The organism is Kitasatospora sp. NPDC101235, assembly GCF_044767505.1.
GTDB lineage: Bacteria > Actinomycetota > Actinomycetes > Streptomycetales > Streptomycetaceae > Kitasatospora.
Map to the genome: position 1 here is coordinate 85,902 of NZ_JBIWNZ010000025.1, position 20,639 is coordinate 106,540.

At 74.2% G+C, this 20,639-nt stretch carries 16 protein-coding genes; 14 read left to right on the forward strand and 2 right to left on the reverse strand.

Annotation, left to right across the window (positions count from 1 at the left end; genetic code table 11):
- Positions 1 to 223 precede the first annotated feature (223 nt).
- Positions 224 to 1,792 carry a DUF4192 family protein gene (locus ACIRRH_RS32455; protein ID WP_403074487.1) on the forward strand — a complete coding sequence of 523 codons (1,569 nt, stop codon included), beginning with the start codon at positions 224 to 226 and terminating at the stop codon, positions 1,790 to 1,792.
- Positions 1,793 to 1,826: 34 nt separating this feature from the next.
- Here the strand turns inward: ACIRRH_RS32455 and ACIRRH_RS32460 are convergent, their stop codons facing one another.
- The gene (locus ACIRRH_RS32460) at positions 1,827 to 3,140 is read right to left on the reverse strand and encodes an alpha/beta fold hydrolase (protein ID WP_403074489.1); all 1,314 of its coding nucleotides are present in this window, start codon (positions 3,138 to 3,140) and stop codon (positions 1,827 to 1,829) included.
- Between the two features lie 758 nt (positions 3,141 to 3,898).
- On the opposite strand from ACIRRH_RS32460, the gene ACIRRH_RS32465 reads away from it, so the two are divergent.
- The 8 genes from ACIRRH_RS32465 (at position 3,899) to ACIRRH_RS32500 (ending at position 14,563) form a co-directional block, all read left to right on the forward strand.
- Entirely contained in the window at positions 3,899 to 5,995 is a 2,097-nt protein-coding gene (locus tag ACIRRH_RS32465; protein ID WP_403074560.1) for a glycogen debranching N-terminal domain-containing protein, read from the forward strand.
- 205 nt (positions 5,996 to 6,200) lie between these two features.
- Positions 6,201 to 6,959, forward strand: coding sequence for an NUDIX domain-containing protein (locus ACIRRH_RS32470; RefSeq protein ID WP_403074491.1), 759 nt, complete (start codon positions 6,201 to 6,203; stop codon positions 6,957 to 6,959).
- Positions 6,960 to 7,136: 177 nt separating this feature from the next.
- Complete coding sequence (locus ACIRRH_RS32475) at positions 7,137 to 7,415, forward strand: hypothetical protein (RefSeq protein WP_403074493.1); 279 nt, start codon at positions 7,137 to 7,139, stop codon at positions 7,413 to 7,415.
- 267 nt (positions 7,416 to 7,682) lie between these two features.
- On the forward strand, positions 7,683 to 9,272 hold the full coding sequence (locus tag ACIRRH_RS32480) for an ATP-binding cassette domain-containing protein (RefSeq protein WP_403074495.1): 1,590 nt from the start codon (positions 7,683 to 7,685) through the stop codon (positions 9,270 to 9,272).
- 3 nt (positions 9,273 to 9,275) lie between these two features.
- Positions 9,276 to 10,178: a hypothetical protein gene (locus ACIRRH_RS32485; RefSeq protein WP_403074497.1), complete on the forward strand. Its 903-nt coding sequence runs from the start codon at positions 9,276 to 9,278 to the stop codon at positions 10,176 to 10,178.
- Positions 10,179 to 10,343: 165 nt separating this feature from the next.
- On the forward strand, positions 10,344 to 11,276 hold the full coding sequence (locus ACIRRH_RS32490; protein ID WP_403074499.1) for a FadR/GntR family transcriptional regulator: 933 nt from the start codon (positions 10,344 to 10,346) through the stop codon (positions 11,274 to 11,276).
- A gap of 532 nt (positions 11,277 to 11,808) precedes the next feature.
- Entirely contained in the window at positions 11,809 to 13,461 is a 1,653-nt protein-coding gene (locus ACIRRH_RS32495) for an RNA polymerase sigma factor (RefSeq protein WP_403074501.1), read from the forward strand.
- A 271-nt stretch (positions 13,462 to 13,732) separates the two neighbouring features.
- The gene (locus tag ACIRRH_RS32500; protein WP_403074562.1) at positions 13,733 to 14,563 is read left to right on the forward strand and encodes a S1 family peptidase; all 831 of its coding nucleotides are present in this window, start codon (positions 13,733 to 13,735) and stop codon (positions 14,561 to 14,563) included.
- A gap of 245 nt (positions 14,564 to 14,808) precedes the next feature.
- Here ACIRRH_RS32500 and ACIRRH_RS32505 read toward each other — a convergent pair whose 3' ends face one another.
- Positions 14,809 to 15,042, reverse strand: coding sequence for a hypothetical protein (locus tag ACIRRH_RS32505; RefSeq protein ID WP_403074503.1), 234 nt, complete (start codon positions 15,040 to 15,042; stop codon positions 14,809 to 14,811).
- 537 nt (positions 15,043 to 15,579) lie between these two features.
- On the opposite strand from ACIRRH_RS32505, the gene ACIRRH_RS32510 reads away from it, so the two are divergent.
- From ACIRRH_RS32510 to ACIRRH_RS32530, 5 genes are all read left to right on the forward strand, one after another.
- Positions 15,580 to 17,691 carry a type IIA DNA topoisomerase subunit B gene (locus tag ACIRRH_RS32510; RefSeq protein ID WP_403074505.1) on the forward strand — a complete coding sequence of 704 codons (2,112 nt, stop codon included), beginning with the start codon at positions 15,580 to 15,582 and terminating at the stop codon, positions 17,689 to 17,691.
- 154 nt (positions 17,692 to 17,845) lie between these two features.
- Positions 17,846 to 18,331, forward strand: coding sequence for a DUF1453 domain-containing protein (locus ACIRRH_RS32515; protein ID WP_403074506.1), 486 nt, complete (start codon positions 17,846 to 17,848; stop codon positions 18,329 to 18,331).
- Positions 18,332 to 18,447: 116 nt separating this feature from the next.
- Complete coding sequence (locus ACIRRH_RS32520; RefSeq protein WP_403074564.1) at positions 18,448 to 19,581, forward strand: sensor histidine kinase; 1,134 nt, start codon at positions 18,448 to 18,450, stop codon at positions 19,579 to 19,581.
- Between the two features lie 48 nt (positions 19,582 to 19,629).
- Positions 19,630 to 19,788, forward strand: coding sequence for a hypothetical protein (locus tag ACIRRH_RS32525; RefSeq protein ID WP_403074507.1), 159 nt, complete (start codon positions 19,630 to 19,632; stop codon positions 19,786 to 19,788).
- Positions 19,785 to 20,480 carry a response regulator gene (locus tag ACIRRH_RS32530; protein ID WP_403074509.1) on the forward strand — a complete coding sequence of 232 codons (696 nt, stop codon included), beginning with the start codon at positions 19,785 to 19,787 and terminating at the stop codon, positions 20,478 to 20,480. Before ACIRRH_RS32525 ends, ACIRRH_RS32530 begins: the two co-directional genes overlap by 4 nt.
- Positions 20,481 to 20,639: the final 159 nt, after the last annotated feature.

The following is a 20,639-nucleotide window of genomic DNA, read 5'->3' on the forward strand; positions in this document are numbered from 1 at the left end:
CATGTAACCCCGTACCGCCGACAAGCGGCGAATGCGGGGGAGGGGAGACGGGGGAAGGCGGGGTGTATTTCATCCGCTGGTCCGCTGAACGGCAGTCAAAATCCACTCGCGGGAGGGAGTGTCGGCTGCTCCGAATGAGCGAAGGGGAATTCGGAGGCGGAGTTATCCACAGGAAAAAAGTCGGTTCCGACCTCGTCCGCGGATTGCGTCCACTCTTGCGGCCATGAACGCGATGAACAACGAACACGTCATTCTGTCCCTCGGCCCGGCCTCCGGCTACGGGCCGGTCGTCATGCGCGGTCCGGCCGACATGGCCGAGCTGCTTCCGTACTTCCTGGGTTTCCACCCGGACGACTCCATCGTCGCGGTCGGGCTCCACGGGCCCGGCCTCCACCAGGGCGGGGTGATCCGGGCGGACCTGCCGCGGTCGCCCGCGCAGTGGCCGGCCGCCGCGGAGGAGACGGCCGCGCTGCTGGTCGCGCTCTCCGAGCGGCACGGCGCCCGGCCGCTCCAGGTGCTCCTCTACCTCTGCCAGGATCCCGGCACGCCCCACGCACCGCCGGTGGTGGACGGGCTGCGGCCGCTGGCCGAGGCCCTCCGGGCGGCCTTCGGGCGCCGGGGCGTGGCGGTCAAGGAGTCGCTGTGCGTCTCGGACGGCCGCTGGTGGTCCTTCCTCTGCCGCGGCGACGGGTGCTGCGAGCCGGCGGGCAATCCGGTGCGGCGCAGCCCCGATCCCGGTCCGGCGGCCGCCGCCGCGACGGTCGCCGGCCTGGTGCCGCGCGGCAGCCGGAAGGCGATCATCGGCGGGCTGGACCCGATCGGCCCGCCGGAGGACGCCGCCCAGCGCGAGGCGCTCGTCCGGGCCGAGGCCGTGGACGCCCTTGCCCGGGAGCAGCGCATCGCCCTGCTCGACCAAGCCGTCGCCGAGTTCCGGGCCGGAGCCACGGAGCTCGACGCGGACCGGACGGCCCAGCTGCTGCTCGCCCTGCGGGACCGGCTGGTGCGGGACCGCGGCGTCGAGTACGCCCGGCCCGCCGAGCTGGCCCCGGCCGAGCGGCTCTGGCGCTTCCTCGCCCGGCGGGCCGTGCCGCCGTACGAGGGCTGTGCGGTGGCCCCGCTCACCCTGCTGGCCTGGACGTCCTGGGTCGCCGGGGACACGGCGACGGCCCGGGTCGTGCTCGGCCACGTCCTGCGGCTCGCCCCGGGCTACCTGCTGGCCGAGCTGCTCTACGAGTCGCTCAACGACGGCATGACGCCCCAGGGCCTGCTGGCCGCGGTCGAGGCCCAGCGGCGGCGGCGCGAGGAGCCCGCGGCCCCGGGGGCCCCGGCTGGCGAACCGCTGCCTCCGGCGGGCGGGGCACCGAACACCGAGGCACCGCCGCCTGCCGAAGAGGCGCCGTCCCGTGGCGAGGAGGCCTCCGGGCCCGCTGCTCCGGGGGCGAGCGGGGCCCCCGGTGAGCGGCCCGCACGGTCCGCCGGTGGTCGGCGGCACCGGCGGGGCGGCCGCCGGAAGGGCTCGTCCACGGTGTCGGTACCGGCCGATCCGGGCCCGGGCGCCACCGACGGCTCCGAAGGCCCGGAGTGGGACGGCGGCGGTGCCGGGGCGGTCGCCCTGCTGTCGGCGCCCGGACGGGCCGCGATGCCCGGGCACGCCCGGGCGGCCGGGGAGCGGTCCGTCCGGGGTCTGCGGCTCGGCCGGGCTGCGGCGTGTGCGCCGGCCGCAGCCCGCACCGGCCTCCACCGCTGCCGGGGCGTCCGGCGGGCGAGGGGAGGAGGGCACCGTGCGCGCTGAGCCGAGCCGCGTCGCGGCGCCGGCCCGCAGGCCGCTACGCCTCGCCGTGCGCCATCTTGATCAGGCGGTCCAGCACCTTGCCGCCGCTCACCCGAAGGCCGTCGTGCTCCCACTCGTTGGTGATCCAGGCCCGCAGGCCGCGCACCGCGCGGGCGGTCTCCAGCGAGTCGGCGGTGTCCACGTACATGTCGTCGTGGTACACCGCCGCCACGACCGGCACGGTGTTGTCGGCCAGCCGCGCCCGGTCGTACAGGTCGGCCCAGTCGGTGCGGGCGGCGAGCAGGTCCGCGGTCTCCTTCAGCGGGCGCAGCGCCGGGTCGGTGTCGAACATCCAGGGGTAGATCATCTCCCCGGTGAACAGCACCGGCGCGTCGGACTCCAGCGCGGCCCGGGCATCGAACTGCGGGAACTCCTTGCGGACCCGCTCGGCCGCCCAGGCGGTGCCACCCTGGTCCACCGACCGCTGGCCGTAGATCGACTCGTGCAGTACCGCGTACAGCGGGCCGCCCGCGAAGGAGAGCTGGGCCTGGGCACCGGCCAGGAAGGTGTCGGAGAGTTCGGGCCCGGCCGCGCCCTCCACCCAGGCCTCCTCCAGCAGGTAGTGCAGCGTGCCGGAGCCGCTGCCGCCGCCGAGCAGCAGGCCGAGCGCCTGGAACGCCTCGACGGTGAGCAGCCCGCCGTCCGGCAGGGTCGCGGGGGCGTCGGCGAGGTGGGCCGCGATCCGGCGCACCGCCTGGACGTCCTGCGGGAACCGGGCGTAGTGGTCCTCGTTCTTGCGGACCACCCGCGGGTAGGCGGCGCGGTAGACGTCGTCGGCCGAGCTGCCGAGGCCGGCCAGGCCACCGGTGATGAAGGCCTCGGTCAGGCCCTCGGGGGCGATGGAGAGGTAGGTGAGGGTGCAGAAGCCGCCGAAGCTCTGGCCGAGCACGCTCCAGCGCCGGTCGGCGCCGAGCAGCCGCTCGCGGATCAGCTCGGCGTCCCGGACGATCGAGTCCGCCCGGAAGTGGGCCAGGTAGTCCGCCTGCTCCTGCGGGCCGCCGCGCCGGGCGAGGGTCTGCCGGGTCGCGGGGGTGGACCGCCCGGTGCCGCGCTGGTCGAGCAGGAGCACCCGGTAGTCGTCCAGGGCGCGCTCCAACCAGGAGTCCCGGCCGAGCGGCCGGGCGGCCTTGCCGCCCGGGCCACCCTGGAGGAAGACCAGCCAGGGCAGGTCGTCCCGCTCGCGGCCTGCGGCCACCACCTCGCGGGCGTACACGTCGATCTGCTCGCCCTGCGGGGCGGCGTGGTCGAGCGGCAGCCGGAAGACGTGGTCGGTCGTGACAATCCCGGGCAGCCGGCTGATGGTGGACATGCAACTCCTCGGTCTCTGCTGGTCACAGCGGTCGCGTCGCGGTTCACGGGGTCACCGGGTGCGGGGGCCGCGACCCCCGCACCGTATCCTGGCGGCGGTCGAGCACCGGTTCGACCGCCCCGTCCGTCCGACCGGACGGCCGAGCCCGGCGGACGTCCGGCCCGAGCCGGTCCGGCGGAGGCCCGAAAGGCGGGTGCCGGCTCCGGACCGTGGACGGTGACGCGCCCCCTGCCAGGCTCCGGTGACGTTGCGACGGACGCGGTACGACCGTCCGGCAGGGCCGCCCGGACCAGCGGCGCAGCGGCGGGGCGTGACCTGGTGGCGGTGCGCGGCGTTCACCCCCGGGGGCCCGCGCCCGGTTCGGGCGGGCCGATCGCCGGGCGGTGCGGACCCGACCGCCCGGGCACGGGCAGCGGTCGGCGGCCGCGCGCGGTACCGCGACCGGTCGCCACCACGGGCCGGACGACCCGGCGGCTGCGGGCCGCGGGGGGATGGGTCACCGGCAGGCCGGGGCGCCGGACCTGACGGCGTGCCGGGCGCGGTGAGGGCCCCGGAACGAAGGCGCGGCGCGCCGGTACCGGCCCGGTACCGAGCACCGCATGGCACGACCCGCCACCGGGTACGGCCAGACACGGCACACCCGCCGACGGGACGGCCCCGCCGGCCCGGCACCATCAGCACGCGATCGAGCACGCTCGCGGCCCACCGGCCTGACCAGGCCACCGGACCGCCGAGGGGAGGAGAGTCCGGTGACCGCCATGAGGCCATCACAGGCCATGCCGGCCGAGAGCGTGGTCGGCGCGCCGCCCAGGGCGGTGGGCCGACCCGACCAGGCCCCGACGGCCGGGCCCGCGGCCCCGCCGCGCCCGCAGCCGCCCGCCGTCCACCACGCGGTGATCTGCGTCAACGCCCCGGCGATGGCCGCCTCCGGCCCCGACGGACAGCTGCGCGGCCACGGCCTGCACGGCTTCTACCGCAACGGTGTCCGGGTGCTCGCCCGGATGGAGCTGCGGCTGGGCGGCATGGAGCCGTTGCCGCTCCAGGGCACCCTGACCAGCACCGCCCAGGCCCGCTTCCTCGGTGCCGTCCGCCTCCCCGGCGACCTCGACCCGGACCCTGCGCTCACCGTCGAGCGGCTGCGCCACGCGGGCGGCGTGGAGACGGTGGTCGTGCGCAACACCGGTCCGCGGCTCGCCCGGCTGCCGTTGGAGATAGCCCTCGGCACCGACCTCGGCCCGGTCGCCGAGATCGCCGTCGGGCACCGCCAGCCCGACCTGCCGGGCCAGGTGCAGTCCGCCGGGCTGCGCTGGACGGGCCCGGTGCACAGCGCCGTGGTCAGCGCCAAGCCCTCCCCGCACGCCGTCCTGGCCGGCGCCGGGGTGCTCCGCTGGGATCTGGAGGTCCAGCCCGGCGCCCGCTGGTCGGTCGAGCTGCACACCGAGCTGGAGAGTGCCGCCGGCGGCCCGCGCCCGCCGGGCGGCCGCGGCACCGGTGTCCCGCTGCCCTGGTCCGAGCCGGAGGTCCGCAGCGACGACGCCCGGGCCGCCCTGCTGGTCTCCCGCTCGCTGGACGCCCTCGGCGGGCTGCTGTTCGCCGACCCGGACCGCCCGACCGACCTCTACCCGGCCTCCGGAGCGCCCTGGCGCTTCGGCCTCGCCCCGGCCGACGCGCTCTGGGCCGCCCGGCTGACCCTGCCGCTCGGCACCCGGCTGGCGGCCGGCACCCTCCGGGCGCTGGCCCGCCGTCAGCTGCCGGCCCCCGCCCCGGGCCGCACCGAGGGGCTGCTGCCCGGCGCCCTGCGCCACGGCGGTCCCGAGCTGCCGCCCACCTGCACCGCCACCGAGGCCACCCTGCTGTTCGTCACCGTGTTGGCCGAGGCCTGGCGCTGGGGCCTGCCCCCGGCGGAGGTCGCCGAACTGCTCCCGGCCGCCGAGCGGGCCCTGGCCGCCCTGCGCGAAGGTCTGGTCGACGGCTTCGTCACTGACCTGAGCCGCCCGTCCGAGGAGCGCTCCGCCCACCCGGTCGCCGTCCGCGCGGAGGTCCAGGCGCAGGCCCACCGCGCCGCCCTGCACGGGGCCGAGCTGTTGGAGGCCTTCGGCCGACCGGGCGCCGAGGACTGGCGCGGCTGGGCGGCCGCGCTGCGCGGGCGCTTCCGCGAGCGGTTTTGGGTCGACGACCTGTCCGGTGGCCGCCCCGCGGCCGGGCTGGCCCCGGGCGGCCAGCCGCTGCCCGCCATCGCCTCCTCCCTGGTGCACCTGCTGGACACCGGGCTCGCCGACGACGGCGGCCGGCACGAGAGCCTGCTGGACCGCGAGCAGACCCGGCTGCTCGCCCAGCGCCTGGTCTCGCCGGAGCTGGACAGCGGCTGGGGCCTGCGCACCCTGAGCGCCAAGTCACCCCGCTTCAACCCGCTGGGCCACCGAGGCGGCGCGGTGCGGGTCCACGAGACGGCGCTGGCGGTCGCCGGACTGGCCGGGGCCGGTCACGAGAACGAGGCCGGCACCCTGCTGGAGGGCCTGCTCGCCGCGAGCGCCCACTTCGAGGGACGGCTGCCGGAGATGTACTCGGGGGAGCAGCGCGCCCCCGGCTGCCCGCCGGTGCCGCACCCGGCAGCCTGCCGCCCGGCGGCGGTCTCCGCGGCCGGCGCCGTGCACGCGGTGTTCGCCCTCGCCGGGGTCCGGCCCGACGTTCCGGGCTGCCGGGTGCTGGTCCGCCCGGCCAGCACCGCACCGCTCGGCGAGTTGGAGCTGACCGGACTGCGGGTGGCGGGCGAGCCCTTCTCCGTCCGGGTGAGCCGGATCGGCGTGGCGATGGTGGAGGAGGCATCCGCGGACCTGCAACTCGTCGCCCGCTGAGCCCGCCGCCACGCGCCCGTGCCTGCGCCCGTGCCCGTGGCGCCGGTGACGCCGGTCACCGACGCCGCGTCCGGCCTGCGTCCGCCCTGCGTCCGGCCTGCGCAGACCGGACGCGAGCCGCGCCGGGCCGGGCGGGGGCACCGGCCCCGCGCGGCCCACGCACGGGCCTGTGCTTATCGTCAGAGAGACGACTATGATCGTCGCCATGTCGCGTTACGATCCGTCGGCCTTCCCGCCGTTCGCTGTCACGGTTGACCTGGTGGTGCTGACGGTGCGCGACCACTCGCTCTGCGCCCTGTTGGTCAGACGAGGCGAGCCGCCGTTCCAGGGGTACTGGGCGCTGCCCGGCGGCTTCGTCCGCCCCGACGAGGGCCTGGCCGAGGCCGCTTCCCGCGAGCTGGCCGAGGAAACCGGTCTGCGTGCCCACACCGCCCCCGGCCACGATGCCGTCGGCCCCGGCGCGGCCGGCGCCCACCTGGAGCAGCTCGCCACCTACGGCCACCCGCAGCGCGACCCCCGGATGCGCGTTGTCAGCGTCGCCTACCTGGTGCTCGCCCCCGACCTGCCGACGCCCCGGGCCGGCGGCGACGCCAGCAGCGCCCGCTGGGCCCCGGTCGGTGAACTCCTCGGAGAGAACCCGGTCGACGGCGTTCCGCTCGCCTTCGACCACGGCCTGATCCTCGCCGACGGCGTGGAGCGCGCCCGCTCCAAGATCGAGTACTCCTCCCTCGCCACCGCCTTCTGTCCGACCGAGTTCACCGTCGGCGAGCTGCGCCGGGTCTACGAGGCGGTCTGGGGCGTGGCACTGGACCCGCGGAACTTCCACCGCAAGGTCACCGGCACCCCCGGCTTCCTGCTGCCCTCGGGCGGCACGACGACCCGTCAGGGCGGACGGCCGGCCCAGCTGTTCACTGCCGGCGGGGCGACCGTTCTCAACCCGCCCATGCTCCGCCCGGAGTCCTGAGCCCCCGGGGTCCGTGCCCGGCCCGCCCGGACCCGGATCCCGGACCCGTCCCACCGCGGCGTGGCCTCGGGCAGCCGAATGGCCTGGCCTGGCTGCGGACCCGGGGACGGCGGCGCAGAGTGTCGGTGGACGCTCCGGCCGCCGGGCCGGAGGTCTTCCGGCCCAGGGAGCCCCGCGATGGCCATCAAGGACTGCGTCAACCAGCGAACCCTCATCGAGGGGCTGGTGGCGGACTACCGGAGCCTCGACGAGACCACCACCGACACGGAGAAGGAACTGGCCGCGCTGCAGGCCGAACAGGCGGCGCCCGAGGCGATCGCCGCGGTGCAGGAACGGCTGGCCGCCGAGCGGGAGAGGCTGGGCGAGATCGCGGTCGAGGGCCAGGCCGCCGTCGACGAGTTCCACGCGGTGTGCGGCGGCGAGCAGCTTCCGCCCCCGCCCTGGCCCCCTCGGTAGGAGCCGCGCCCCTTCGCCGAGCGCTGCGCTCCGCCCGGCCGAAGCCGCCGGAGCCCTCGGAACGGACCGGCCGCCCGTGAATCGCAGGATCGGATTGTCCCCTGATCGGGTGAGGCGGGCAGTCGGCGGGCCCGTGCCGTTCCCGTAATGCCCGGAATAGCCGTTGCCGCCCCCTAATGTGCTGGCGCGGAGCCGCGCGGGTGCATGCCCGCCGTCAGGGGCGCTCCGCGTCGAGCAGGTGGGCCGAGGGCATGGGAGCAGCCAGCGATGATCCAGATCACCGGACTGACCAAGGTCTATCGCAAGGGCGTTCCGCCCGCGGTGCTCGATCTGACCTTCGACGCCAGGCCCGGCACGGTGACCGCGCTGCTCGGCGCCGAGGGGGCGGGCAAGTCCACCGCGCTGCGGCTGATGCTCGAACTCGAACGTGGCCAGGGCGTCACGCTCTTCGACGGCCGCCCCTACCGCCGGCTGCGCCACCCCGAGCGCGAGGTCGGGGTGCTGCTGCCCGGCACCGGGGAAGCCGCGGTGGCAGGACACCCGGGCCGCAAGGCGCGCAGCCACTTGCGGATGCTAGCCGCGGCCGCCGGCGTCCCGGCCCGGCGGGCCGACGAACTGCTGGAGCAGACCCGGCTGGCCGCCGTCGCCGGGCAGCGGCTGCGCACCTTCTCGCCTGGCATGCACCGCCGCCTGGCCCTGGCCGCAGCCCTGCTCGGCGACCCCGGTGCGCTGCTGCTGGACGAGCCCGCCGACGGCCTGTCGCCGCGCAACGTTGAGTGGTTCTACTCCTTCCTGCGCTCCTTCGGCGCCGCCGGCGGAACGGTCCTGGTGACCACTCGCACCCCGCAGGAGGCCTCCCAGCTCGCGGACCGGGTGGTCACCCTGGACCGTGGCCGCCTGGTGGCCGACCAGCCGGTCGCGGAGTTCCGGCAGACCAGGCTCAGCCCCGAAGTGGCCGTCCGGGGGCCGCAGATGGCGCGGCTGGCGGACCTGTTGGTCAATCAGGGCGCGGACGTCCGCCGGGACGGCAGCGTGGGTCTCGCGGTGGCCGGCATCGACCGCACCGAGATCGGCGAACTCGCCTACCGCCACGGGATCCTGCTGCACGAGCTGGCCGACCGGGTGGTCGAACAGCCGGCGCAGCGGGTCGTCCTGTCGGCCGGCTCGGGTCGCTCCCGCCACCTCCGCCTCGACCCGGGACCCGAAGCCGATCCGGGCGTGGACGCGGACCAGGAGCGGACCTCGCAGCCAGCGGTCGGGAGGCTCCCCGGAACGGCCGCCGTGCCGGCCCCGGCCGAAGCCGTGAGGCGCCCGGTCGAGCCTGCGACGACCCCGGCTTTCCCCTCCGTCACCGAAGCTGCCGCCTCCGCTGCCAAAGCCGGCGCCGAGGCCGCCAAAGCCGGCACCGAGGCCATCACCGCCCCGAAGAGCAGCGCCCGCCACCGACCCCGGGAGGACGGCTCCCTGCCCACCCGCGCCCTGCCCGCCGTGGCCGTCGCTGCGGCACTCCCCGCCGCCGCGCTCCCCGTTCTCGGCTCGGCCGGCCACCGCCCCGAGCCCGCCGGCCGCCGCCCCGAGCCCGCCGTGGAGAACGGGTCCGGCGCCATCGCCGAACCCGCCCCCACCGTGGCCGTCGGCCGGCTCTTCCGCGAAGACCCGGACCCGGCCTCGGTTCTGGCCCCGGCTTCGCCGCAGGCGCCCGCCCGGGTCCGGCCCCCCGGCAGCCGGGTGAGCACCGACGACCTGCTCACCGACGACACCGTCCGCCTTCGCCGCCCCGACTCGGACGCGACCGCCGCCCGGACCCCTGCCACTCCCGCAGCCCCCGCCATCCCCGACGACCACCGGAGCGAGTGAACCGTGCGTGCCCTGGCCTACGAACTGCGCCGCCTGCGCGGCCTGCGTTCCACCTGGTTGCTGCTCGCCACCGTGCTGCTCGGCGACGCCGTCGTGGCCGCCGTCCTGGCGAGCCAGGCCCCGGACGGCCCCCTGGCGGCCCCGGCCGGAGTGCGACTGCTGACCGCAGCCCTCCCGCTGACCCCGCTGCCCTTCGCCGCGCTCGGCGCCGGGCTGCTGGGCGCGCTCTCGTACGGCCACGAGGTGCGCCACCCGGGGCTGCCGGCCTCACAGGTGTCGTACCCGCGCCGGGTGCGGCTGCTGCTGGCCAAGCTGCTGGTGATCGGCCCGACGGCGGGGCTGCTGGCGCTGGCCACCCTGCTGCTCGACACGGTGGTCGCGCACCTCGCGCTGCCGGACGGCGTCACGGTGTCGGCCTGGGCGGATCCGGCCGCGCTGTCGGACCGGGTGTCCGAGGCGCTGACCGGCGCCGGGATGTCCGGGCTGTCCGACCTGCCTGATGTGTTCGCCCCGCTGGGGCTGGCGGCCGGCCACGGGGTGCCCGCCGCGCTGCTGGCCTTCGTCCTGCTCACCGTGCTGGCGGGCTGGACCGGGGTGCTGACCGCCTCGCTGACCCGCAGCGCCGGGTCCGGGGTGCTGCTGCTCTGCGCGCTGCCGACGCTGCTGGAGTCCGCCGTTGCCCTGCTGCCGCGCCACACCGGCAGGCCGTGGCCGACCCGGGCGGCCGAGCTGCCGTTCCAGTCCGGGATCGAGTGGGCCTACGGCTGGGTGTACGGCGGCCCCCACGAGGCGGCGGCCGGGAGTGCGGCGCTGACCGATCCGGCGCTGCTCGCCGCGGTCGCGACGCCTGTGACGGTCCTGCTGTTCGCCGCCCTGCTGGCCCAGGCCCGCCGTCGCGCCCTGTAGCACCACATCGCGCGGAGCCGCCCGGGTGGGGCCCACGAGGGCCTCGTGGCTGCTCCGCGAGCACGGTCCTGCCCGGGACTACCAAGATCGACCAGCAGTGACCGTAATGCGCGTTTCTTCCTGATAAGAAGTCAATTATCCAGTCACGGTCGATCACCCTTTCGTGTGCTTTTCACGAGAATTCTCAAGCCGCGCCAGCCGATCGCCGACAAAGGAGGCGTGAGTACCCTTGCGCACCCCACCATGACCCCCGCCCGTTCCGCCGAAGGGCCCATCTCCGCCCCCGGCGACCTGGACCGCTTCTCGTACGCCGACCGGCCGACCCCGCCGGCGCCCCGCTGGGAGGGCGCCGAGTCCGACATCGCCCGGGTCGGCCGCAAGACCACCAGCAGCCGCGGCCGCGGTCTGCACGGCCAGCTGGTCCAGCAGCTCGGCCAGATGATCGTCTCCGGTGACCTCGGTGCCGACCGCCCGCTGGTGCCCGAGGAGATCGGCCAGCGGTTCGAGGTCTCCCGGACCGTCGTCCGCGAGTCTCTGCGGGTGCTGGAGGCCAAGGGCCTGGTCAGTGCCCGGCCGAACGTCGGCACCCGGGTCCGCCCGGTCGGTGACTGGAACCTGCTGGACCCGGACATCATCGAGTGGCGAGCCTTCGGCCCGCAGCGGGACGAGCAGCGCCGGGAGCTGTCCGAGCTCCGCTGGGCGATCGAGCCGCTGGCCGCCCGGCTCGCCGCCGGTCACGGCCGGGAGGACGTCCAGCAGCGTCTGGTCGAGCTGGTCGAGATCATGGGCCACGCAGCCTCCCAGGCCGACCTGTCCACCTACACCCGGGCCGACGCCGAGCTGCACAGCCTGGTCCTCCAGATGGCCGGCAACCGGATGCTGGAGCACCTGTCCGGGATCGTCGCCTGCGCCCTGCAGGTCTCGGGCGGTCCGGCGATCTCCTGCGAGCGGCCCTCCGAGTCCTCGGTCGGCCTGCACGCCCGGCTGGTGGACGCGCTGGGCGCCGGCGACGGCACCGCGGGCGAGGCCGCGATGCGGGCGCTGCTCACGGTCCATCCCGAGATCGAGCCGTCCGTTCCCGCGCCCAGGGAGCACTGAACGGGCTGTTTCCACGAGCGGAGGCGCCGGACGGCGGCGGTCCGCTCCGCCAGGGCCCTCCGGTCGCACCGCGCGGCGCCGCCGGAGGGCCTTCGCATGTCGTCGCCCGCCGGGCCCGGACGAGGCGGCCGGACCCCGAAAAGGAGGCCGGCCCCGGAGTGGGCAGCCGCCCCCGGAATGCGAACCGGTGAAGGCGGGACCGCTTCAGGGCTTGTCCATGACAATGATTCGTTCCGGGAGTGCGCGATGATGGAAGCGGCCCCGGGTTGCGGACGCCGGGTGGTGTGACCCGCGACACGAAGGCCATGCGTAACACTTGACGAGTAGCAGCGATGTGTCCTGAGCGGAAGCAGCTCCGGAATACTCCAACATGTCAGAATGCTGTGTTGGTCCGCGGCGCTGCTGCCGTCCTGCAAACCCAGTCCTCAAGCCCGAGTCGGTCGGAATCGACACCGCGCGCCCGACGCGCGATCTCCTTCCCCGCCCGCTCGGGCGGCCGGTACGGGTTCGAGTCCACTCATCGTCCGAGAGGTTGTTCGTGTCGGCCAGCACATCCCGTTCGCTTCCCCCCGAGATCGCCGAGTCCGCTGCTCTGCTGGCGCTCATCGAGCGGGGCAAGGCCCAGGGGCAGATCGCCGGTGACGACGTGCGCCAGGCGTTCGAGGCGGACCAGATCCCGGTCACCAAGTGGAAGAACGTCATGCGCAGCCTCAATCAGGTGCTGATTGAGGAGGGGGTGGACCTCATGGTCAGCGCGGCCGAACCGGCCGGCGCCAAGCGCAAGAGCGTTGCTGCCAAGAGCCCCACCAAGCGCACCGCCACCAAGGCTGTCACCACCCGGACCCCGGCCGCCCCGTCGGCCCCGACCAAGCCGCCGGTGCGGATCGCCCCCGGCGCCCCCGTCGCGGCCCCGGCCGTCGCGGCCGCTGCGGCCGCGGCCCCCACCGTCTCCGCCGAGATCACCTCCTCGGAGGCGACCACCGTCGTCTCCGAGCTGAAGGCGGCTCCCGCGAAGAAGGCCGCCCCGGCCAAGAAGGCCGCGGCCAAGAAGACCGCAGCGCCGGCCAAGAAGGCCGCCGCCAAGAAGACCGCCGCCGGCAAGACCGCCAAGGGCGACGAGGAGCTGCTCGGCGAGGAGGAGCTGCTCGAGGACGTCGCGCTGCCCGGTGACAAGGCCGAGGCCGAGGGCACCGGCCCGGAGGAGGAGTCGGAGGGCTTCGTCCTCTCCGACGACGACGAGGACGACGCGCCGGCCCAGCAGGTCGCCGTCGCCGGTGCCACCGCCGACCCGGTCAAGGACTACCTGAAGCAGATCGGCAAGGTCCCGCTGCTCAACGCCGAGCAGGAGGTCGAGCTCGCCAAGCGCATCGAGGCCGGCCTGTTCGCCGAGGACAAGCTCTCGGCTGCCGACAAGCTCGCCCCGAAGCTCAAGCGCGAGCTGGAGATCATCGCCGAGGACGGCCGCCGGGCCAAGAACCACCTGCTGGAGGCCAACCTCCGTCTGGTGGTCTCGCTGGCCAAGCGCTACACCGGTCGCGGCATGCTCTTCCTGGACCTGATCCAGGAGGGCAACCTCGGTCTGATCCGTGCGGTCGAGAAGTTCGACTACACCAAGGGCTACAAGTTCTCGACCTACGCCACCTGGTGGATCCGTCAGGCGATCACCCGCGCCATGGCCGACCAGGCCCGCACTATCCGCATCCCGGTGCACATGGTCGAGGTCATCAACAAGCTGGCCCGCGTCCAGCGCCAGATGCTCCAGGACCTGGGCCGCGAGCCCACCCCGGAGGAGCTGGCCAAGGAACTCGACATGACCCCCGAGAAGGTCATCGAGGTCCAGAAGTACGGTCGCGAGCCGATCTCGCTGCACACCCCGCTGGGCGAGGACGGCGACAGCGAGTTCGGTGACCTGATCGAGGACTCCGAGGCGGTCGTCCCGGCCGACGCGGTCTCCTTCACTCTGCTCCAGGAGCAGCTCCACTCGGTTCTGGACACCCTGTCCGAGCGCGAGGCGGGCGTGGTCTCGATGCGTTTCGGCCTGACCGACGGCCAGCCGAAGACGCTGGACGAGATCGGCAAGGTGTACGGGGTCACCCGTGAGCGCATCCGCCAGATCGAGTCGAAGACCATGTCGAAGCTGCGCCACCCGTCGCGCTCCCAGGTGCTGCGCGACTACCTGGACTGATCAGCGGCAGTCGTTCCACGCGAAGGCCCGGAGCCGCACGGCTCCGGGCCTTCGCGGCTGTCCGGGCCCGGGCGCGTCAGCGTCCGGGTGGTGGTTGTCCCTCGTCCGGGTGGCGGCGCGGCGGGAAGCGGTCGCATGGTGTAGCCGGTCGCCTACGCTGTGCCGGTTGCCTGCTTCCGAGCCTCCTGGAGTCACGGTGCCGACCGAGCCGGACCGCACTGACCTGCCGACGACCGCCCCGTTCCCGGGGGACCTCGCCGACCCGGCCGCCGTGCGGGTGGGCCGCCGCCGCAGGGCCGCCGTGCTGGCACTGCTCGCCGCCGTGCCCGTCCCGCTGGTCGCCCTCGGCACCGCTGCGCCGGCCGAGGCGCAGCGCCGGGTGGTCGGCGGCACCGCGGTGAGCACCGCGGACCACCCGTGGATCGTGGCGCTGTCCAGTCGCCAGCAGTTCGGCGGCGCCCGTTCCGGCCAGTTCTGCGGGGGTGCGCTGGTCACCCCGACCAAGGTGGTGACGGCCGCGCACTGCTTCTACGACGAGGCCAAGGGCCGGGTGGACCGGTCGGGTCTCAAGGTGATCGTCGGCCGGGACGACATGCGCGGCACGGCCGGGCGCGAGGTGGCGGTGCGGTCGGTCTGGATCCACCCCGACTACTCCTTCGCCGCCAACATGAACGACGTGGCGGTGCTCACCCTCGCCGAGTCCCAGGGCGCGCGGCCGGTGGTCGAGCTGGTCGGCCAGGGCGAGACCGCGCCGTACGCGGCCGGGACCACGGCGCAGGTGTTCGGCTGGGGCGACACCACCGGGCGGGGCGACTACTCGCCCACGCTGCGCGGGGTGGCCGTGCCGATCGTGCCGGACCGGACCTGTGCGCAGGCCTATCCGGGCGGGCGGGACGGCAGGTTCGACGCCCGGGGCATGGTCTGCGCGGGCGAGGAGAGGGGCGGCAAGGACGCCTGCCAGGGCGACAGCGGCGGCCCGATGACCGTCGGGGGCCGGCTGGTCGGTCTGGTGTCCTGGGGGACGGGCTGTGCCGAGGCGGGCCACCCGGGGGTCTACACCAGGGTGTCCTCGGTCGCGGACGCGGTGCGCTCGGTGCTGTGAACACCGGCGGACGCGGTGTGCCCGGCGCTGCGGACATCGCGGTGGGTGAGTGGCCGGTCACGTGCTGACGCCGGGTTCTGACGTCGCGTCGGACGCGTCGGCCGGGCCCGGGCCGAGAGGGCGACCGGGGGTACAGCAGAGCCGGGCGACCGGCCCCCGAAGGGGTCGGCCACCCGGCTCACCGGTCGCGCACAGTGCGCGACCGGACACAGCTCGACGTCGGCTGCTGGCTTTGGCGCCCGGGATCAGCGCTCGTCGTCGTCGGCGGCCGTGGCCGTAGTCGTGGTGAGACGGCCGCTCTCGTCCTGTATCTCCACGGCGATCTTCTTGAGCTCGGGCTCGAACTTCCGGCCGTGGTGGGCGCAGAAGAGCAGCTCTCCGCCGCTGGCGAGTACGACGCGCAGGTAGGCCTGGGCGCCGCAGCGGTCGCAGCGGTCAGCCGCGGTGAGCGGGCTCGCAGGGGTCAGAACAGTAGTCACGTCGCCTCTTCTCTAGCTCGACGAGCTGTCGTACCAGGGTCAACATCCAACCAGGCCGAAAACGTTCCCGCTCGTGGCTTTTCTTCTCTGAGGATTCTGCTGTGTTGATGAGGACGTGCCCCGGGCGTCGGTGGTTCATGCGTGCCGAATCCCGGGATCCGCCCATCGCTCGAACGCCCGATCGGGATCGGGTGCGAGGTCCGCGTAGCATAATCCTCTGCCGGGTTGGAGCATAAGCCCCGTCCCGGGCCCCGGTAGCCTGCATAACGGCAGTTCCGGAGCCTGTGCCGGGCCCCACGATCCGCCAGGACCGGTGGTACCGGGAGGAGATGGCGCCCCCGGGCCCGTACCCGAGTGCGGTGCTTGTTCGCGCAGCGCGTACAAGCTGCGCGGGGCCGGCCCGTCGTGCTGTGCACCCCGCGCAGGTGCTCGGGCACGCAGGGCGACGGATGTCGGTGCGGCGTGCTGCACTGGCGTTTGGTCCGGATGCGTCCGGATGTGACCGATGAGACAGAACTTCACCGAGGAGAGTGCCGCGTGAGTGCCGAAACGACCGTGCCGTCCGCGCTGCTGGCCGGCGACGACGGTTCCAACTACACCGCGCGGCACCTGCTCGTCCTGGAGGGCCTGGAGGCGGTCCGCAAGCGCCCCGGCATGTACATCGGCTCGACCGACAGCCGCGGTCTGATGCACTGCCTCTGGGAGATCATCGACAACTCCGTCGACGAGGCGCTGGGCGGCTACTGCGACCGCATCGAGGTCCTGCTGCACCCCGACTCCTCGGTCGAGGTCCGGGACAACGGGCGCGGCATCCCGGTCGACGTCGAGCCCAAGACCGGGCTGTCCGGCGTCGAGGTCGTGATGACCAAGCTGCACGCGGGCGGCAAGTTCGGCGGCGGCTCCTACGCGGCCTCCGGCGGTCTGCACGGCGTCGGCGCCTCGGTCGTCAACGCGCTCTCCGCCCGCCTCGACGTCGAGGTCGACCGCGGCGGGCACACCCACGCGATCAGCTTCCGCCGCGGCACCCCCGGCATCTTCACCGAGACCAGCCCGGACGCTCCCTTCGAGCCGGGCAACGGCCTGACCAGGACCCGCAAGGTCCCGAAGGCCCGCACCGGCACCCGGATCCGCTACTGGGCCGACCGGCAGATCTTCCTCAAGGACGCCAAGCTCTCCCTGGAGACGCTGCACAGCCGCGCCCGGCAGACCGCCTTCCTGGTCCCCGGCCTGACCATCGTGGTGCGTGACGAGCGGCTCACCGAGAGCGAGCAGGTCGAGGAGTCGGTCTTCCACTACGACGGCGGCATCGCCGAGTTCTGCGAGTTCCTGGCCCCCGACAAGCCGGTCTGCGACGTGCTGCGGCTGCACGGTGAGGGCACCTTCAAGGAGACCGTGCCGGTCCTGGACGACCTCGGCCACATGACCCCCACCGAGGTCACCCGCCACCTCGGCGTGGACATCGCGCTGCGCTGGGGCACCGGCTACGACACCACCCTGCGCTCCTTCGTCAACATCATCGCCACCCCCAAGGGTGGCACCCACGTCACCGGCTTCGAGCGCTCGCTGGCCAAGACGGTCAACGAGGCGCTGCGCGCGAGCAAGCTGCTGCGCGTCGCCGAGGACGACATCACCAAGGACGACGCCACCGAGGGCCTCACCGCGGTGGTCACCGTCCGGCTCGCCGAGCCGCAGTTCGAGGGCCAGACCAAGGAGGTGCTCGGCACCTCGGCGGCCAACCGGATCGTCGCCGCGGTCGTCGCGAAGGAGCTCAAGGCCTTCCTCACGTCGGCCAAGAAGGACCAGAAGCTCCAGGCCCGGGCCGTGTTGGAGAAGGTCGTCGCGGCCGCCCGCACCCGGGTCGCCGCCCGGCAGCACAAGGAGGCCCAGCGCCGCAAGACCGCGCTGGAGACCAGCTCGCTGCCCGCCAAGCTGGCCGACTGCCGCAGTGACGACGTCGACCGCAGCGAACTGTTCATCGTCGAGGGCGACTCCGCGCTCGGCACCGCCAAGCTCGCCCGCAACTCCGAGTTCCAGGCGCTGCTGCCGATCCGCGGCAAGATCCTGAACGTGCAGAAGGCCTCGGTGAGCGACATGCTCAAGAACGCCGAGTGCGCCGCGATCATCCAGGTGATAGGGGCCGGCTCCGGCCGCACCTTCGACATCGACCAGGCCCGCTACGGCCGGGTCATCTTCATGGCCGACGCCGACGTCGACGGCTCGCACATCCGCACCCTGCTGCTCACCCTCTTCCACCGCTACATGCGGCCGATGGTCGAGCAGGGCCGGGTGTTCACCGCCGTGCCGCCGCTGCACCGGATCGAGCTCACCAACCCCAAGCGCGGCCAGGAGAAGTACCACTACACCTACTCCGACGCCGAACTGCGCTCCACCCTGCTGGAGTTCCAGCGCAAGAACATGCGCTGGAAGGAGCCGGTGCAGCGCTACAAGGGTCTGGGCGAGATGGACGCCGACCAGCTGGCCGAGACCACCATGGACCCGCGCCACCGCACGCTGCGCCGGATCAACCTGGGCGACCTGGAGCAGGCCGAGAAGATCTTCGACCTGCTGATGGGCAACGACGTCGCCCCGCGCAAGGAGTTCATCGTGGACTCGGCGGCCACCCTGGACCGCTCGCGCATCGACGCCTGACGCACTCCCGTTCGCCGCGTCCTCCACCCACGGGTGGAGGACGCGGCGTTTCCGTTCCACCCGAGGTCCACCCCGGCTCCGATCAGCGGGAAGCGGTGCGTCCGTAGCGTCGGAGAGGTCAGCAACAAGCCTCTCGCCGGGACGGAGAAGTCCGATGACCACCCTCGCCAACCTGCTCGTGATCGCCGTTGTGGTGGTCCTGGTGGTCCAGCGCCAGATGCGGGCCCAGCGCCTGGACACCGAGCGCCGCTTCTGGCTGCTGCCGCTGGTCCTGGGCGCGCTCGCGCTGCGCGACCCGCAGATCATTGACCGTCAGCACACCGCGCTGTCGGCAGCCCTGCTGGCCGCCGGGCTGGTCACGGTGGTCGGGATGGGCTCGGTCTGGGGCTGGACGGTACGGCTCTGGCGGTCCCCGGCCGGCTCGGTCATGGCCAAGGGGACCAAGGCCACGGTGGCCGCCTGGATTGGGATGATCGCCGTCCGGCTCGGCCTGTACGGGATCGGCACGGCGCTGCACGTCCACCAGTCCGGCAGCTCCCTGATGCTCGGCATGGCGGTCCTGCTGCTGGTCCGCTCGCTCGTGGTGAACTGGAGGGCCGGGAGGCTGGAGCCCGCGCCGCCCACCGCCGTACTGCACTGACCTGCACGGATCCGCCGCCGTACTGCCCCGACCCACCGTCCCGACCCACCGCCGTGAGCACCGAGGAGGCACCCGTGGCCGGGTGGTACTGGACCCGCTGGCCGTCCCGCGAGGGGATGGAGCGCGAGGCCGAGAGCCGGCCGCGGCGGGTCCTCACCGCGCTCGGCCGGACCGTGCTGCTGGTCACCGTCGTCTGGGGGACCCTCGCCGCCGGCAGGTTCGCCGGCTGGGCGGCGGTGGCCGCCGCGGCCGGACTGGCCGCCGTCGTCGGGCTCTGTGCGGCCTTCCTGCGCGCCACCCGGGAGCAGCGCCCGCTGCCCGCGTACCTGCTGGCCGGCGCAGTGCTCGGCGCCGCCTGGCTGGCCGGCACCGGCCAGGCGACCCTGCTCGCCGACGTGCTCTGGTACGGCCTGGCGGTGATGGCCCTGGTCCGGATGCCGCTCGCGCCCGGGCTGATCACGGCGACGGCCGCGCTGGCCTCGTACGCGGCGGTGACCACGTCGAGCCGGCTCAGCATCGCGGCCACCGTCGGCGGGATCACCCTGCTCGGCTACCTGCTGCGGCTGGACGTCGAGGCACGCGCCACCTCCCGCCGGCTGCTCGCCCAGGAACGGGCGGCCCGGGCCGCCGAGGCGGAGAGCGCCGCGCTCGCCGAACGGGCCAGGATCGCCCGGGAGATCCACGACGTGCTCGCCCACAGCCTCTCCGCCCAGCTCGTCCACCTGGAGGCGGCCCGGCTGATGCTGGACGCGGGGGCGGACCGCGAGCAGATCCGCGAACGGGTCGTCGCCGCTCGGCGGATGGCGCAGGACGGGCTGGTCGAGACCCGGCAGGCGCTGTCCGCGCTGCGCGGGGAGCTCACCCCGGTCGGGGAGTTCCTGGTCGAGCTGACCGGGCGGGAGCGGGCCGCCCTCACCGTCGTCGGAACACCCCGGCCGCTCGCCGCCGAGGCCGCCCTCGCGGTACGGCGCACCGCGCAGGAGGCGGTGACCAACGTCCGCAAGCACGCGGCCGGCGCCCGCTGCTCCGTCGAACTTCGCTACCTGGACGGAGCGGTGGAGCTGGAGGTGCGCAACGCCCGGCCGCCGCGCGGCCAATCCGCAGGTGAGCTGTCGCCGGGGACACTGGCCGCCAGCGGCAGCGGGTACGGTCTGCTGGGAATGCGCGAACGCGCGGAACTGCTCGGCGGCACGCTGGTGGCGGGCCCGGAGGACGGAGGGTGGCGCGTGTTGCTGCGGGTGCCGGCATGAGTGAGCGCGGTGAGTGGGCGAATGAGTGAGCGCAGCGGGGTGGGCGGCATGAGTGAGCGCAGCGGGCTCATCATCGGAGGGCGCGCGTTTCGCGAAGCGGCTGTCGAGCGCAGCGGGGTGGGCGGCATGAGTGAGCGCAGCGAGCTCATCATCGGAGGGCGCGCGTTTCGCGAAGCGGCTGCCGAGCGCAGCGAGGTGGGCGCATGAGCGGTCCGGAGGTGACCAGGGTGCTGGTCGTGGACGACCAGACGGTGGTGCGCGAGGGCATCGTGATGCTGCTGGGGCTGCTGCCCGGCATCGAGGTGGTCGGTGCGGCGGGGGACGGGGAGGAGGCCGTCGCCCTGGTGGAGCGCCATCACCCGGACGTGGTGTTGATGGATCTGCGGATGCCGCGCTGCGACGGCGTCGAGGCGACCAGGCGGATCCGCGCGGCGCACCCGGAGACCGAGGTCGTGGTGCTCACCACCTACGCCGACGACGACTCGCTGTTCCCGGCGCTCCAGGCCGGTGCGCGCGGCTACCTCACCAAGGACGCCGGCGCCGAGGAGATCGCCAGGGCCGTCGCGGACGTCCGATCGGGCGCCGCCGGGCTCTCCCCGCAGGTCCAACTCCGGTTGCTGGAAAGGCTTTCGGAGCAGAGCGGCCGCTCCGGGCCGACCGCCGATCGGCCCGCCGCCCGGTCGGGGGAGCTGCCCGACGGGCTGACCGCCCGGGAGGCCGAGGTGCTGGCGCTGATCGCCGAGGGGCTGTCCAACGCCGAGATCGCCCAGCGGCTGTTCGTCAGCCAGGCCACCGTGAAGACCCACATCAACAATCTGTTCGCCAAGACCGCGGTGCGGGACCGGGCGCAGGCGGTCGCGTACGCCTTCCGATACGGAATCACCGGTACGCAGCAGTAGTCCGATGAGTGTCTGTCGGATGATCGATCACCTCATCGAGTGAACGTATCTGCGATGGTCAGGGGGGCTGTTGTAGGCCCGCCATCATGGTTCGGGTCAGAACATCCGGCCGTCCAGGAGCAGCAGTGCCACAGCAGCAGACGAGCAGTCCCGGTCCGG

Excerpts from the sequence above, each read along its gene's own strand:
- ACIRRH_RS32455 (WP_403074487.1), top strand. The coding sequence starts at position 224 with ATGAACGCGATGAACAACGAACACGTCATTCTGTCCCTCGGCCCGGCC.
- ACIRRH_RS32460 (WP_403074489.1), bottom strand. The coding sequence starts at position 3,140 with ATGTCCACCATCAGCCGGCTGCCCGGGATTGTCACGACCGACCACGTC.
- ACIRRH_RS32465 (WP_403074560.1), top strand. The coding sequence starts at position 3,899 with ATGAGGCCATCACAGGCCATGCCGGCCGAGAGCGTGGTCGGCGCGCCG.
- ACIRRH_RS32470 (WP_403074491.1), top strand. The coding sequence starts at position 6,201 with ATGTCGCGTTACGATCCGTCGGCCTTCCCGCCGTTCGCTGTCACGGTT.
- ACIRRH_RS32475 (WP_403074493.1), top strand. The coding sequence starts at position 7,137 with ATGGCCATCAAGGACTGCGTCAACCAGCGAACCCTCATCGAGGGGCTG.
- ACIRRH_RS32480 (WP_403074495.1), top strand. The coding sequence starts at position 7,683 with ATGATCCAGATCACCGGACTGACCAAGGTCTATCGCAAGGGCGTTCCG.
- ACIRRH_RS32515 (WP_403074506.1), top strand. The coding sequence starts at position 17,846 with ATGACCACCCTCGCCAACCTGCTCGTGATCGCCGTTGTGGTGGTCCTG.
- ACIRRH_RS32520 (WP_403074564.1), top strand. The coding sequence starts at position 18,448 with ATGGAGCGCGAGGCCGAGAGCCGGCCGCGGCGGGTCCTCACCGCGCTC.
- ACIRRH_RS32525 (WP_403074507.1), top strand. The coding sequence starts at position 19,630 with ATGAGTGAGCGCAGCGGGCTCATCATCGGAGGGCGCGCGTTTCGCGAA.
- ACIRRH_RS32530 (WP_403074509.1), top strand. The coding sequence starts at position 19,785 with ATGAGCGGTCCGGAGGTGACCAGGGTGCTGGTCGTGGACGACCAGACG.